Raw genomic sequence first — 12967 nt, 5'->3', positions numbered from 1 at the left:
GCGGGTCGAGTTTAACTTGCCGCGCATGCTAAAACGTCCATGTTACAAGGCCGTGACAATGTTCCGCGCCGGCCGCCTCGCGCCGTCACAAAACCTTAATCCCTTCGACGCCAAGCGGTCATCTTTCATCCCTATCTTTGCGGCACGCCAACTTCCATGGAGTTTCGCCATGCCGTCGCTCGCCGCCGCTCAAGACGCCATCAGCGTCGCCCGTCCCCGCCGTTTCGAAGCCATCGTCACGCGGGATCCCGCCCTGGTGCGCGCCGCCCAAAAACTGCGTTATCGCGTTTTCGTCGAGGAAATGGGCGCCGTCATCCACACGCCGCACTACGGCCTGGACTGGGACGAAATCGACGACCACTGCGATCACCTGATCGTCATCGACAATCAAACCGGCGCCATCGTCGGCACCACCCGATTGCTCAACGACCGACAGGCCAAACGCCTGGGCCGCTATTACTCGGAAGGGGAATTCGGCCTGGAAGGCGTGTTGGGCCTGGAAGGGCGTTTTCTGGAAATCGGCCGAACCTGCGTGGACCGCAACGTCCGCGGCGGCGCCGTCTTGACCTGCCTGTGGGGCGTGCTGGCGGATTACGCCGCCGCCGGCGGTTACGATTACCTGATGGGCTGCGCCAGCATCCCGGCCGGCCCCAGCGGCTTCGCCGTGGAAGCGGTCTACCAACAGCTCGCCGCCGAACAATTGGGACCCGCCAGCCTCAACGTGCAGCCGCGGCTACCGGTGCCTGAGGACATGCGCTGCCAGCGGGACGAATGCGGCATCCCGCCGCTGTTGAAAACCTACCTGCGCCTGGGCGCCTGGATTTGCGGGGAACCCTGCTGGGATCCGGACTTCAAGGTCATGGACCTGTTCGTGCTGCTCCCCCTGAGCCGGATGCAGGCCCGTTACGAACGCCACTACCTCAGCCAGCGCGCCAATGAGCCCGGCGGCACGATTGCGGCGCTGGCATAGGTCGCTGATGCTGGCGGCGCTGTTCGCCGCCGGCGTCGGCGCCGTTTCTCTGCTGCTGCCCGCCTGCCGGGTCCTCGGCGCGGCGCGCCAGCGGCGCGTCCGCGACCGCGTCACCCAAAGCTGGTGCGGCGCGGCGGCGCGCATCCTGGGGTTGCGCGTCGTTCGCCAAGGCGACGCGTCCGTCGCCGGCATCATGGCGGCCAACCATATCTCCTGGCTCGACGTCATCGTGCTGGGCATGCACACCCCCCTGACCTTCGTGCCGAAAAGCGAAGTCGCCGCTTGGCCCGTCATCGGCTACCTGGCCCGCCAATCGGGCGCGCTGTTCATCCAACGGGGCAACGCGGCGGCCACTCGCTCGTTGACGGAACAGATTTGCTGGCGGTTGCGCCGCCAGGAAACCGTGGTGCTGTTTCCGGAAGGAACCACCAGCCGCGGCGACCGGGTGCTGCGGTTCCACCCCCGCCTGTTTCAGGCGGCCCTCACCGCCAAGGCGCCGGTGCAGCCGGTCGCCATCGCTTACCTTGGCCCGGCCGCCGCCAAAGCACCGTTCGTGGACGACGACGAATTCCTCTCCCATCTCTGGGCGCTATTGGCCGAACCGGAAATCGCCGCCTCGGTGCATTACGGCAACCCCATCGCCAACGCCGCCAGCCGGGACCAATTGGCCCGGCAAGCCCGCCTTTGCATCGCCGGCCGATTACACGTCGAGGACGAGGCGACGCCTCCGGCGAAAGAATCGCGCCAAGCCCTTTAACTCTACCGCCGCCGATATCCACCGGCCGCTCCGCGCAACAAAAAAACGCCGTTTCGAACCTCGCCCATACCGCCCGGAAAAGCGGCCGAAAAACCCGCGGCGCGGGGAGAATCCGCAACGCCGCCCCGCGCCGCCGGTTAATTACCCAAAACTGTCACAGACCATTAACAAGCTTGTCACACAAGCCTTTTATGCTTTTGCCGTGTCAAAAAAAACCAAAGCGGGAGGACTCCCATGGCGCTGAATTACCGAACTGTCTGGATTTCCGACGTGCATTTAGGCACGCGCGGCTGCAAAGCCGAATATCTTTTGGATTTTCTGCGCAGCGTGGAATGCGACTGCCTGTATTTGGTGGGCGACATCATCGATTTCTGGAAAATGCGCAGCGGCGGATATTGGCCGCAGCTGCATTCGGAATTGCTGCGCACGGTGATGGGCATGGCGAAACGCGGCATACGGGTTATTTATATTCCCGGCAACCATGACGAGTTTTTCCGCGATTACGTCGATACCGTATTCGGCGGCATAGAAATCCACGCCTCCGCCATACACACCGGCGCCGACGGCCGCCGCTTCCTGGTCATGCACGGCGACGAATTCGACGGCGTGGTGTGCAGCAGCCGCTGGCTGGCCGTGGCCGGCAGCGAAGCCTACGACTTGCTGCTGGTGCTGAACCGCTGGTTCAACCTCATGCGCCGCAAGCTGGGTTTCCCCTATTGGTCGCTGTCCGCCTACCTGAAGCACAAGGTCAAAAACGCCGTCAACTTCATCGGCAACTACGAAAAAGCCTTGGTGCACGCCGCCAAGGAAAAAGGCGTGGACGGCATCATTTGCGGCCATATCCACCACGCTGCCATCCAACAAATCGGCGACATCACCTACGGCAACAGCGGCGACTGGGTGGAAAGCTGCACGGCACTGACCGAAAGCCACGACGGCACTTTGTCGCTGCTCCGCTGGGCCGACCGGCAGGCCATGCTGGACCAAGCGCCGGCCTTGGCCCCCGATCGCGCCGAGCCCTCGACCGTCGCCGCCGGCCACTAAGCCGCGCGACGCCACCCGACACCGTCCCCGGAGAAATCCATCCCCATGGCAGCACTATGCAACATCGCCCTGGTTACCGAAACCTGGCCGCCGGAGATCAACGGCGTCGCTATGACGCTGTCCCGCATCGTCAACGGCCTGCGCAACAACGGGCACCGGGTCCAGGTGGTCCGCCCGCGCCAGTGGGGCGCCGGTGAAACAGGCCAAAACGGCGAACAGCTGCTGGTTCCCGGCGCGCCGATCCCCGGTTACGGCGGGCTGCGCTTCGGCCTGCCGGTAAAACGGCATTTGATGCGTCATTGGGCATCCCAGCGCCCCGATGTGGTGCATATCGCCACCGAAGGCCCCCTGGGCTGGGCCGCGCTGAAGGCCGCCCGTCGGCTCGGCATTCCGGTGACCACCAGTTTCCACACCCAGTTCCATCAATATTGCCGCCACTACGGCCTGGGCTGGTTGCGCCGCAGCGTGTCGGGCTATCTGCGCCATTTCCACAACAACGCCCTGTGCACCTTGGTGCCCAACGAATCCCTGCGCGACCTGCTGCAAACCGACGGCTATCGCAACGTCGGCGTGCTGGGCCGCGGCATCGATACGGAATTGTTCAATCCGCAGCGCCGCAGCGCCGAACTGCGCAGCGCCTGGGGCGTGGACGACGACACGCTGGTGGCCTTGCACGTCGGGCGCCTAGCGCCGGAAAAGAACCTCAAGACGGTGGCGGCCGCCTTCGAAGCGCTGCGCGCCAAGCACCCCAACGCCCGCATGGTGTGGGTCGGCGACGGCCCGCAACTGGGGAAACTGCGCAGAAAACATCCCGACCACATCTTCGCCGGCGCCAAAACCGGCGCGGAGCTGGGCGCGCACTACGCCTCGGCCGACGTGTTCCTGTTCGCCAGCCTGACGGAAACCTTCGGCAACGTCACCGTGGAAGCCATGGCCAGCGGCTTGGCGCTGGTCGCCTACCGCTATGCGGCGGCCGAGCAGTTCCTGCGCCACGGGATCAGCGGCCTCACCGCCGCCGTCGCCGACAGCGCCGAATTCTGCCGGCTGGCGGCGCGTCTGGGCGAAGACCCGGATCTGGCGCGGCGGCTGGGTAAACAAGCGACCTCGGACATCGTGCACCTGGGCTGGGATCACGTGCTGGATCAATTCACCCGCACGGTGGAAGACGCCGCGCGCCAAGGCCAAGGAAGCAGCGCTTGAGCTCGCACCAACCGCCCCGCTCCATGCTGCTGCCCCGGCGCGGCCCGGACCGGTCCGCAGCGCCGCCCCCTCAACCCCAAGAAAGGCAAATCGAGTCGATGGAAAGTCCTTACAAAGGCAAAACCGGCCTGCGCCGGCTGTGGAACGCTTTCGGCTACACCCTGGCCGGCCTGCGCTCCGCTTATAAAAACGAAGATGCCTTCCGCCAGGAAGTGCTGCTGGCGGTCATCCTGGTGCCCCTGGCTTTCTACCTGGACGTGTCGCCGTTGGCGCGGGCCTTGATGGTGTTTTCGGTCATCACCGTGCTGGTGGTGGAGCTGCTCAACTCGGCGGTGGAAGCCACCGTCGACCGCATATCCCTGGATCACCACCGCCTCGCCAAACGCGCCAAGGACATCGGCAGCGCGGCGGTGTTCATGAGCCTGGTCAACGTCGCTCTGGTATGGGCCAGCGTTTTATTCACCTAACCGCCCCGAATGCGCCGCGGAACAGCCGCGCGCGCCGGGGGATACGGGGCGCCGGGACGAGCCGTATGGAACGGCATGGATCGTGCTTTCGTCGAAAGACGAACTCATTATTCAGCCCCAAGGAGGAAACGATGTCATTAACCAGTGACTTTGATTATGTCGCCTCGGTTTCCCACGACCTGAAATCGCCGTTGAACGCCATTATCGGATTCGTCGAATTAATCAAAACCGGAATACTCGCCCACGACGCCGAAGACGGCGCGCCTTTGGAAGTATTGGAAGACCTGAAAATGGTGGAGAACCTCAGCAAGGACATGCTCGCCCTGATCAGCAATATGCTGACGGCGGCCCGTATCCAGGCGGGGAAACAACCCATGATGCCGACGGTCATCACCAAACAGGAATTATTGGAACGCGCCTCCATGCTGGAAAGGACTTTCCAGGCCGAAGCGAAAAGCCGCAACATCGATTTCGCGGTATCGGTGGGAGCGTTGCCGAGATATGTCTACTGGGATATTCAGCAAATACGCAATTTCGCCGTGAACAATCTCATTTCCAACGCGCTCAAATTCGTCGGCGAGGACGGCATTGTGCGGGTCTATATCGACACCAACGACAAAGATATCGTGTCGATACTCGTCGCCGACAACGGCCCGGGCGTGCCGGAGCAGGAACGCGCCGCCATTTTCGAAAAATTCGCCCAGTCCTCGGGCAATGCCTGGAGCCATACCGGCAGCGGCTACGGCTTGTACAACGCCGTCAGGGTGGTGCATGCCCACAAGGGACGCTTGGAAATCCTCGACGGGCTGGAAAACAAGGGCGCCACGTTCGCCATGACGCTGCCCGCCGTGCCGTTCGAAATCTGCGGAGACCTGCTGCGGGCGGCCCAAGCCGCCTAGCGCCGCGCACGCCCGGAAAACCGTGTGCCATCGTCCCGCCGAAAGCAAAAATTCACCCTCAACTCAGGCCAACGATGAACATACTTTTTGTTTCCGACGTGTTTTTTCCCCGGGTCAACGGCGTTTCCACCTCCATCGACACTTTCCGCCGGGAATTCCTGGCCCAAGGCCATAAAGTCTGGCTCATCGCACCGGACTACTTCATTCCCAGCGAGGACGAAAACCACATCCTGCGCGTGTCCTCCCACTACCTGTTCATGGATCCGGAAGACCGTTTGATGCGCTACGGCCACGCCCTGCGCCATTTGGACCAGCTGCGGCGGGAGAATTTCGACATCATCCACATCCAGACGCCGTTCGTGGCCCATTACCTGGGCCTGCGCCTGTCCCGCGAGCTGGGCATACCCCGCGTGGAGACCTACCACACCCACTTCGAAGAGTATTTCTACCACTACCTGCCGCTGCTGCCGCGCCCGGTGATGCGTTACTTGGCGCGCTGGTTCGCCCGGCACCAGTGCAATCAGCTGCAAGGCCTGATCGCGCCGTCGCGGCCCATGCTGGACGTGTTGCGCCATTACGGCATCCCCACCCCGGCGGAAATCGTCCCTACCGGCCTGGAGCCGGATCGCTTCGAGCTGGGCGACGGCGACGACTTTCGCGCCAAGCACGGCATCCCGGCGCAACGGCCGGTGCTGCTGTTCGTCGGCCGCGTGGCCCACGAAAAAAACATCGGCTTTTTGCTGAAAGTCACCGAGCGGGTGCGGCAGGACATTCCCGACGTGTTGTTCGTCATCGCCGGCGAAGGCCCGGCCCAGGAATCGCTGCGCAGCGACACCCAGCGCCTGGGACTGGAAGGCCATGTCCAATTCATCGGCTACCTGGACCGCAACACGGAGCTGCGCGATTGCTACCGCTGCGCCGACTTGTTCGTTTTCTCCTCGCGCACGGAAACCCAAGGCCTGGTGCTGCTGGAAGCCATGGCCCAGGCCGTGCCGCTGGTTTCCACGGCGGAAATGGGCGCCAAGTCGGTATTGAGCGAAGGCGCCGGCGTGCATATCGCCAGCGAGGACGTCGAAGAATTCGCCGGCAAGGCCATCGCCCTGCTGCGCGATCCCGAGCTGCGCCGCGCGCTGGGAGAGGCTGGACAGGCCTACGCCCGCCAGTGGTCCGCCGCCGGTTTGGCCCACCGCATGCTGGAGTTTTACCGCAAAACCATCGCCGAAGCCGCCCACCGCGCCCTGCCCTCCGCCACGCTGGCGCCGGCGGGCGAAGCCGACAATTGAGCAGTCAGCGGCGCTAATGCTATGATGGCAGGGGATTAATCCCCTTCCATCGCAAGGACTTTCGGCCATCTTAGGTTTCGTCAAAAAACTGTTCCGCAAGGGCGAGCAAGCAGCGCCCCAAGCCGGCTCCACCCTCCCCAGGGTATACGCGCGCCCGGAACACGGCATATCCCGTTCGCAAATCAGCGAAAACGCCCTGAAAGTTTTGTACCGGCTGCGCAAGGCCGGCTACCAGGCTTATTTGGTGGGCGGCTGTGTGCGCGACTTGCAACTGGGCCGCGAACCGAAAGATTTCGACGTGGTTACGGACGCCCATCCCGAACAAATCAAAAACGTGTTCCGCAACTGCCGCTTGATCGGCCGCCGCTTCCGCCTGGCCCACGTGCATTTCGGCCGCGAAATCATCGAAGTGGCCACCTTCCGCGCCCTGGCCACGGAAGAGGACGAAGGCGGCGACCGCGTGGTGGAAAACGGCCGCATCCTGCGCGACAACATCTACGGCACCATCGAAGAAGACGCTTGGCGGCGCGATTTCACCGTCAACGCGCTTTACTACAACATCCAGGATTTCTCGGTGGTGGACTTCGTCGGCGGCATGGACGACCACAAGGCCGGCACCCTGCGCCTGATCGGCGACCCGGAAAAGCGCTACCACGAAGACCCGGTGCGCATGCTGCGCGCCGTGCGCTTCGCCACCAAGCTGGGCTTCCTCATCCACCCCAGCTGCGCCGAGCCTTTGCCCCGGCTGGCCCCCCTGCTGGGCGGCATCCCCGCGGCGCGGCTTTACGACGAAGTGGTCAAGCTGTTCCTGTCCGGCTACGCCCTGCAGAATTTCGAGCAGCTGCGCCATTACGACCTGTTCCACCAACTGTTCCCCCTCACCGACGAGTGCCTGAGCCTGGAAGACAACGCCTACCCGCTCACCTTCGTCGCCAAGGCGCTGGAAAACACCGATAAGCGCATCGCCGAAGACAAGCCGGTGGCGCCCTATTTCCTGTTCGCCGCCCTGCTGTGGGAACCGGTGCGCATCCAGGCGGAAGCGGCTATCGCCAAGGGGGTGCACGAAATCATCGCCTACCAGGAAGCCTCCGCCGACGTCACCGACGAACAAGCGGACTACACCGCTTACCCGCGCAGCATCAGCCAGCCCATGCGCGATGTTTGGCAGCTGCAGCCCCGCTTCAAAGCCCGCAACGGCGGCCGGCCGTTCCGCCTGCTGACCCATCCGCGCTTCCGCGCCGCCTACGACTTCCTCGTGCTGCGCGCCCAAACCGGCAGCGCCGAGCCGGAACTGGCGGAATGGTGGACCCGCTTCCAGGCCGCCGGCGAAGCCGAGCAAAAAGCCATGGCCTCCGGCCAGAAAACCGGCGGCGGCGGCGGCGGAGCCGGCAAAAAACGCCGGCCGCGCCGGCGCGGCCCCGGCGCCCGCAAGCCCCATGACTCAGCCAACAGCTAAGCCGATCGCGGCTTACATCGGGCTGGGCAGCAACCTGCAAGACCCCGTCGGCCAAATCCGTCGCGCCCGCGCCGCCATCGCCCAAACCGAAGGCATCGCCGAGTTGGCCTTTTCCGGCCTGTATCGCAACCCGCCCATGGGGCCGGCCGACCAGCCCGATTACGTCAACGCCGTCATGGCGGTGTCCACCACCCTGGAACCCCACGCCTTGTTGCACGCCCTGCAAGCCATCGAAAACAGCCAAGGCCGGGTACGCCTGGGCGAACGCTGGGGACCGCGCACCCTGGACCTGGACATCCTGCTGTACGGCCAGCAACAAATCGCCACGGCCGATTTGACCGTGCCCCACGTCGGCGCAGCGGAACGGGCTTTCGTGCTGCTGCCCCTGCTGGAGATCGCGCCGGAGCTGAATATTCCCGGCAAGGGCTTGGTGCGGGATTTGGCCGCCGCCCAGCCTGCCGACACCTTGATCCGCATCGACTCATGACAGACGCAAAACCCGTCACCGTCCCCCAACTGGCCGCCATGAAACAGCGCGGCGAAAAGATCGCCTGCCTCACCGCCTACGACGCCGGCTTCGCCCGCGTCATGGACGAAGCGGGCGTGGACCTGATCCTGGTGGGCGACTCCCTCGGCATGGTGATCCAGGGCCACGACACCACCCTGCCGGTGACTTTGGACCACATGGCCTACCATTCCGCCGCCGTCAGCCGCGCCTGCCGCCGCGCCCTGGTCATCGCCGACCTGCCCTTCATGACCTACGCCACGCCGGACCAGGCCGCTGCCGGCGCCGCCCGGCTGATCCAGGAAGGCGGCGCACGCATGGTCAAGCTGGAAGGCGGCCGCTCGCGGATCGCCGCGGTGCGCCACCTCACCGAGCAAGGCGTCCCGGTGTGCGCCCACCTGGGCCTGCTGCCCCAGTCCGTACTGCGCCTGGGCGGCTACAAAGTGCAAGGCGTGACAGAGAAAGACGCGGAACGGCTCATCGAAGACGCCAGCTTGCTGGAAGAAGCCGGCGCCAGCCTGTTGGTGTTGGAATGCATTCCCGCCACCCTGGCGGCGGAAATCAGCGCCCAGCTCACCATCCCCACCATCGGCATTGGCGCCGGCCCCGGCTGCGACGGCCAGGTGCTGGTGCTGCACGACATGCTGGGGCTAAATCCCAGAATGCCGCGTTTCTGCCGGGACTTCCTGCGGGACGGCGGCAGCATCGCCGGCGCGATCACGGCTTATGCGACGGCGGTGCGCGACGGCAGTTTCCCCGCAGCGGAACACAGTTATTGAGGCATTGGCCCATTCGGCCGGGCAAGCACGGCAAAACCGAGGCCGGCCCGCCAGCAATACAAAATTATTCGCCCGTAACGCGGAACGCTAATCGGTTCCGCCACCGGCTTCGACTCGCCCGATCCGCCCAACCCATCGACGCCTCATGCAAACCCTCCAAACCGCCGCCCAACTCCGCGACTCCGTCAACGCCTGGCGCCGCCAAGGCTTGACCGTCGGTTTCGTGCCCACCATGGGCAATCTGCACGCCGGACACATCCGCCTGGTGGAGGAAGCGCGCCAACTGGCGGACAAGGTGGTGGCGAGCATTTTCGTCAATCCCACCCAGTTCGGGGAAGGCGAGGATTTCGGCGCTTATCCGCGCACGCCGCAGGAGGATGCCGCCAAGCTGGAAGCGGCCGGACTGGATCTGCTGTTCCTGCCGGCGGTGGAAGAGATCTATCCATCCCTGGGCCGCCCCGCCACCTTCGTCGAGGTGCCGGGATTGTCGGAGGAGTTGTGCGGCAAGTTCCGCCCCGGCCACTTCCGCGGCGTGGCGACGGTGGTATGCAAGCTGTTCAACCTGGTGCAGCCGGACATGACCCTGTTCGGCGAGAAGGACTACCAGCAGCTGGCCGTGATCCGCCGCATGGTTGAGGACTTGAACCTGCCCGTGTCCATCCGCGGCGTCGCCACGGTGCGCGACGCCGACGGCTTGGCGCTGAGTTCCCGCAACGGCTATCTGTCGGCGGAAGAACGCGCCGTCGCGCCGCGCCTGTACCAAATCCTGCAACGAACCGCCGCCGCCATCCGCGCCGGCGATACCGATTTCGCCCGGTTGGAATCCCACCACCTGGCCGAACTGCGGCAGGCCGGTTTCGCGCCGGACTACCTGGCCATACGCCAGGCCGGCGACTTGTCCCGCCCCGCCCCCGGCGACACCGACCTCGTGATCTTGGCGGCGGCGCGGCTGGGAAAAGCGCGGTTGATCGACAACATCCGCCTCCAGGCCTGAATCCGCGCGAACGATTCCCGCCCCCCGGCCCGCTATCGGCCCTGCAACGGAGTACAATTCCCCCACACCCGCTCTCGTCAGCCCCATGCTCCACACCCCTACCCTGGTAGCCGTTTTCGCCGCGCTGCTAACAACGGCGATCCTAGTGCACTGCTCCAATTGGTGGCTGCACCGGCCGATGCGCGGGCCAGGCTGGTGGGCGGCGGGCACGGCGGTCAACACCCTCGGTGCGACGCTCTTCGTGCTGCGGGACAGGATTCCGGACCTGCTGAGCATCGTCGGCGGCAGCGCGACCATCATGAGCGGACTGCTCATCATGCTGAACGGCTTGTACGTGTTCGCCGACCGCAAGCTGGATTGGCGCATTCCGGCGGCGCTCCTGTCGGTGGTGCTGGTCAACAACAGTTATTTCTCCCTGATCGACAACTCCATGACCTACCGCTGGCTGGTAACGGCCTGCGTGATCGCAACCATTAAGTGCCTGGCCTTGGCCGCCCTTTGGCGTATCGGCAAGCGGGACGGCCGCTGGGGCACGATGCTGCTGGTGATCTCCTCCACCTCGGAAATCTTTTTTTATCTCGGCCACGCCGGCATGACGCTGCTCTACGAGCCGCACCTCACGCGTTTGGGCGACTTCAGCCAACTGCAACCGAGAGGCGTATTGACCATCATCATCCTCCTGATGGTGAACACTTTCGGGTATGTGATGCTGTCGGCCAACCGCTCGCGGGCGGAATTGAGCCGCTTCGCCTTGCAAGACCCGCTGACCGGGCTGGCCAACCGGCGCGTTTTCGACAACCGGCTGCAAGCGCAGATCGCCGCCGCCAACCGCAACGGCACGCCGTTGAGCCTGCTGCTGTTCGACTTGGATTATTTCAAGCGCATCAACGACGTCCACGGCCATCAAGCCGGGGACGACCTGCTCAGGCACTTCGCCGCGCTGGGCCGCGGCATCACCCGCGGCAACGACGATTTCGCCCGTATCGGCGGCGAAGAATTCGCCCTGCTGGCGCCGGGAGCCGACCTTGCCGTCGCCCTGGAAATTGGCGAGCGCCTGCGCACCCAATTGGAGGCGTCCGCCATCGAACTGGACGGCCAAACGCTGCGGGCGACCACTTCGGTCGGCGTCGCCACCCTGGGCGCCCACGGCCGCGACGCCGCCACGCTGACCCGCGCCGCCGACTCCGCCCTCTATGCCGCCAAAACCGGCGGACGCAACCAAGTCGTCGCCGCCCGCGAGCAAACGGCGCCCAGTTCGGAGGCTAGCGCCATGTCCCCGCTGCCGGCTACCGCGCCCTCCTGACGGCGCAGGCCGGGGCGCTTGCCCGCCGGACGCGGCCGCCCCTGGAATTTAGCGGGTTATCACCTAGGCTTTAGCGTGGCTCGCACTCACTCCACGTTAAGGCCCCATGCTCCACACCCCCACCATCGGGATCATTTTCGCCACGCTGCACCTCACGGCCATCCTGGTCATTTGCTGCAACTGGTGGCTGCACCGCCCCTTGCGCGGCCCCGGCTGGTGGGCGGCGGGGCTGTCGGCCGTCGCGGCCGGGCTCACGATCCTCGTGCTGCGGGGAAAAATCCCCGAATTGGTCAGCGTCATCGCCGGCAACGCCATCACCCTGGGCGGCATGCTCGCCATGCTGAACGGCATCTACATCTTCTCCGGCCGGCGGTTGAACTGGCGCATCCCGCTGGCGCTCATCGGCATATTGATCGTCAACCACACCTATTTCACCCTGGTGCACAACTCCCTCGCCTATCGCTGGGTCGTCATGGCCGGCTTGATCGCGATCACCAAAAGCCTGGCCCTCCCGGCCCTTTGGCGCATCGGCAAACGCGACGGCTATCTGGGCACCGCAACGCTCGCCCTGTCCTACACGTTGAAGGTGATTTTTTATGTCAGCCACGCGACGCTGACCCTGCTTTATGAAAGAGACACCGTGGCGTTTTTCGATGCCAGCCAATTGCAATCGTTCGGCTGGCTTGGCGCAATCGTGCTGCTCATCACCGATACCTTCGGCTATGTGCTGCTGACGGCCAACCGCTCACGCAACGAACTCAGCCGGTTCGCCTTGCAGGACCCATTGACCGGCTTGGCCAACCGGCGCGCGTTCGACACCCGCCTGGCGGCCAACATCGCGGACGCCGGCCGCGGCGGCACGGCATTGAGCCTGCTCCTGTTCGATTTGGATCATTTCAAGCAAATCAACGACCGCTACGGCCACGCCGCCGGGGATCAAGTGCTTCGCCATTTCGCCGAGCTGGGCCGCGCCGCGACCCGCGGCAACGACGACTTCGCCCGCATCGGCGGCGAAGAATTCGCCCTGGTGGCGCCAGACGCCGACCTCGCCACCGCGCTGGAAATCGGCGAACGCCTGCGCCGCGACCTGGAAGCCTCCGCCATCGAGGTGGAAGGCGAAACCTTGCACGTCAGCGCCTCCGTCGGCATCGCGGCGCTCGGCAAGCACGGCAACGACGCCGCCAGCCTGACGCGAGCCGCCGACGCGGCGCTCTATGCCGCGAAAACCGGCGGCCGCAACCGGGTGGTGGCCGCCGGGTAAAACGCGCTGACAGCCGCGCCCGTACTCGTGGAATAATAAGCCTCCCGAT

Annotated in this window: 13 protein-coding genes; all 13 read left to right on the top strand. The window is 64.9% G+C overall.

Annotation, left to right across the window (positions count from 1 at the left end; genetic code table 11):
- Positions 1-169 precede the first annotated feature (169 nt).
- The 13 genes from K5607_RS05245 to K5607_RS05185 all read left to right on the top strand — a co-directional run bounded on the left by K5607_RS05245 (position 170) and on the right by K5607_RS05185 (position 12918).
- Entirely contained in the window at positions 170-970 is an 801-nt protein-coding gene (locus K5607_RS05245) for a GNAT family N-acetyltransferase (RefSeq protein ID WP_221048414.1), read from the top strand.
- Entirely contained in the window at positions 936-1727 is a 792-nt protein-coding gene (locus tag K5607_RS05240; protein WP_221048413.1) for a lysophospholipid acyltransferase family protein, read from the top strand. Before K5607_RS05245 ends, K5607_RS05240 begins: the two co-directional genes overlap by 35 nt.
- 234 nt (positions 1728-1961) lie before the next feature.
- Positions 1962-2771, top strand: a complete 810-nt coding sequence (locus K5607_RS05235; RefSeq protein ID WP_221048412.1) for a UDP-2,3-diacylglucosamine diphosphatase — start codon at positions 1962-1964, stop codon at positions 2769-2771.
- 45 nt (positions 2772-2816) lie between these two features.
- A complete protein-coding gene (locus K5607_RS05230) occupies positions 2817-3971 on the top strand; it encodes a glycosyltransferase family 4 protein (protein WP_221048411.1) in 1155 nt (384 codons plus the stop codon).
- Positions 3972-4069: 98 nt separating this feature from the next.
- A complete protein-coding gene (locus K5607_RS05225) occupies positions 4070-4438 on the top strand; it encodes a diacylglycerol kinase (RefSeq protein ID WP_054774661.1) in 369 nt (122 codons plus the stop codon).
- A 131-nt stretch (positions 4439-4569) separates the two neighbouring features.
- Positions 4570-5337, top strand: a complete 768-nt coding sequence (locus tag K5607_RS05220; RefSeq protein WP_054774660.1) for a sensor histidine kinase — start codon at positions 4570-4572, stop codon at positions 5335-5337.
- Between the two features lie 74 nt (positions 5338-5411).
- Entirely contained in the window at positions 5412-6620 is a 1209-nt protein-coding gene (locus K5607_RS05215) for a glycosyltransferase (protein WP_221048410.1), read from the top strand.
- A 34-nt stretch (positions 6621-6654) separates the two neighbouring features.
- Positions 6655-8076: a polynucleotide adenylyltransferase PcnB gene (gene pcnB / locus K5607_RS05210; protein ID WP_221048883.1), complete on the top strand. Its 1422-nt coding sequence runs from the start codon at positions 6655-6657 to the stop codon at positions 8074-8076.
- A complete protein-coding gene (folK, locus tag K5607_RS05205; RefSeq protein ID WP_054775079.1) occupies positions 8057-8563 on the top strand; it encodes a 2-amino-4-hydroxy-6-hydroxymethyldihydropteridine diphosphokinase in 507 nt (168 codons plus the stop codon). The genes pcnB and folK overlap by 20 nt, the downstream gene beginning before the upstream one ends.
- Positions 8560-9360, top strand: a complete 801-nt coding sequence (gene panB, locus K5607_RS05200) for a 3-methyl-2-oxobutanoate hydroxymethyltransferase (protein WP_221048409.1) — start codon at positions 8560-8562, stop codon at positions 9358-9360. The genes folK and panB overlap by 4 nt, the downstream gene beginning before the upstream one ends.
- Before the next feature lie 145 nt (positions 9361-9505).
- Positions 9506-10354, top strand: coding sequence for a pantoate--beta-alanine ligase (gene panC / locus K5607_RS05195; RefSeq protein WP_054774650.1), 849 nt, complete (start codon positions 9506-9508; stop codon positions 10352-10354).
- 85 nt (positions 10355-10439) lie between these two features.
- A complete protein-coding gene (locus K5607_RS05190) occupies positions 10440-11657 on the top strand; it encodes a GGDEF domain-containing protein (protein WP_221048408.1) in 1218 nt (405 codons plus the stop codon).
- Positions 11658-11763: 106 nt separating this feature from the next.
- On the top strand, positions 11764-12918 hold the full coding sequence (locus K5607_RS05185; protein WP_221048407.1) for a GGDEF domain-containing protein: 1155 nt from the start codon (positions 11764-11766) through the stop codon (positions 12916-12918).
- Positions 12919-12967: the final 49 nt, after the last annotated feature.

The sequence above is a fragment of the Methylogaea oryzae genome (genome assembly GCF_019669985.1).
In the GTDB taxonomy this organism is placed as follows: Bacteria; Pseudomonadota; Gammaproteobacteria; order Methylococcales; family Methylococcaceae; genus Methylogaea; species Methylogaea oryzae.
The sequence above is the reverse complement of the archived record's forward strand: the minus strand, read 5'-3'. Positions and strand labels throughout refer to the sequence as shown.